Below are 1,589 nucleotides of genomic sequence, written 5' to 3'. Positions count from 1 at the left end.
CTGAGCTTGGCGTTTAACCTCGCAGGTCACCCGACCTGCTGATCTGCGGTTCTTCCCGAGACAGCGGAGGCGGCCGTTCTCCACGCTTCGAGATGTCGAGTCACGAAGCACGAGAGAACGGCCGCTGCCTATGAGTCTCCCAGTCGATGCGTCCGAAAGCGCGGCATTGGACGTCTTGTCCCGCTTTCGGGTCGAGTTCTACGACTGCCTTTACGCCCGCCAGGACGCGCTCTTCGAGCTCACCGATGCGGTGCTGTGTACGGACGGGCCGGTGAAGACGCTGGTCGAACTGTCGCTGGCCCTCGAGCACCGGCGCGGGCACGGAGCCCTGTACGCCGCGCTGGACCGGGGCTGGTGCGAGCCCGCCCGCCTGCGCCGTACCCTGGCCGGCCTGCCGCTGCCCCGCGCGGCCGACGGGCGGATCGTACTGGCCGTCGACGTGAGCAACTGGCTCCGGCCCGACGCCCCCACCAGCGACGACCGGCTGTTCTGCCACGTCTACGGGCGCGGGGACCGCAGCAAGGACCAGTTCGTTCCCGGCTGGCCGTACTCCTTCGTCGCGGCCCTGGAGACCGGCCGGACCTCCTGGACCGCGCTGCTGGACGCCGTGCGCCTCGGACAGGCGGACGACGCGACCGCCGTCACTGCCGACCAACTCCGCGACGTGGTAACCAGGTTGATACAGGCCGGGCAATGGCACGATGGCGACCCTGAGATCTGGGTCGTCATGGACTCCGGCTACGACGTCGCCTACCTCTCCCATGCGCTGGCGAACCTGCCGGTCGTGCTGGTCGGGAGACTGCGCTCGGACCGCGTGATGCTCCGCGATGCCGGGCCTGCCCGCTCCGGCCCGAAGGGCGGCCGGCCTCGCAAGCACGGCGGCGTCCTGTCCTTCGCCCGGCCCGACAGCTGGCACGAACCCGAGGTCACCACGGTCACCGACACCACCCGCTACGGCAAGGCCGAGGCGATGGCCTGGGACCGGATGCACCCCCGGCTCACCCACCGCGGCCCCTGGCTGGACCTGGCCGAGGAGGAACTGCCCGTCCTACACGGCACGTTGATGCGCCTGAAGGTGGAGCGTCTGCCGGGTGACCGCGACCCGAAGCCGGTCTGGCTCTGGGTCTCGGCAACCGCCGCCGCACCGGCGGACGTGGACCGCTGGTGGCAGGCGTTCCTCCGCAGATTCGATCTCGAACACACCTTCAGGCTGATGAAGCAGACCCTCGGCTGGACCGCTCCGAAGATCCGCCACGCCGACAGCGCCGACCTGTGGACCTGGCTGGTCATCGCCGCCCACACCCAGCTCCGTCTCGCCCGCCCGCTCGCCGAGGACCTACGCCGACCCTGGGAACGGCCGGCCGGGCCCCGCCGTCTGACCCCCGCCCGGGTCCGGCGGGGGTTTCGCAACATCCGCGCGACCACGGCCCGTCCGGCGTCCGCACCAAAACCGTCCCGACCAGGGCCTGGACGGCCCGCAGGCTCGAAGAACAAGCACCGCGCCAAGCACCACGACGTCGGCAAGACCGTGAAACGCGCTGAGTCGATCAAGGACCACCAAGCGCAGCGAGGTTAAACGCCAAGCTGAG

Annotated in this window: 1 protein-coding gene; it reads left to right on the top strand. The window is 70.2% G+C overall.

The features are described from left to right. The first annotated feature begins 130 nt into the window (after window positions 1-130). Window positions 131-1,576 (top strand): NF041680 family putative transposase, encoded by a 1,446-nt coding sequence (locus ACFQ87_RS46255; RefSeq protein ID WP_380617051.1) that lies wholly within the window; start codon window positions 131-133, stop codon window positions 1,574-1,576. Window positions 1,577-1,589: the final 13 nt, after the last annotated feature.

The sequence above is a fragment of the Kitasatospora sp. NPDC056531 genome (assembly GCF_042794375.1).
In the GTDB taxonomy this organism is placed as follows: Bacteria; Actinomycetota; Actinomycetes; order Streptomycetales; family Streptomycetaceae; genus Kitasatospora.
The sequence above is the reverse complement of the archived record's forward strand: the minus strand, read 5'-3'. Positions and strand labels throughout refer to the sequence as shown.

Bases quoted from the DNA above. Each gene is read 5' to 3' on its own strand.
- ACFQ87_RS46255 (WP_380617051.1), top strand. From the start codon at position 131: ATGAGTCTCCCAGTCGATGCGTCCGAAAGCGCGGCATTGGACGTCTTG.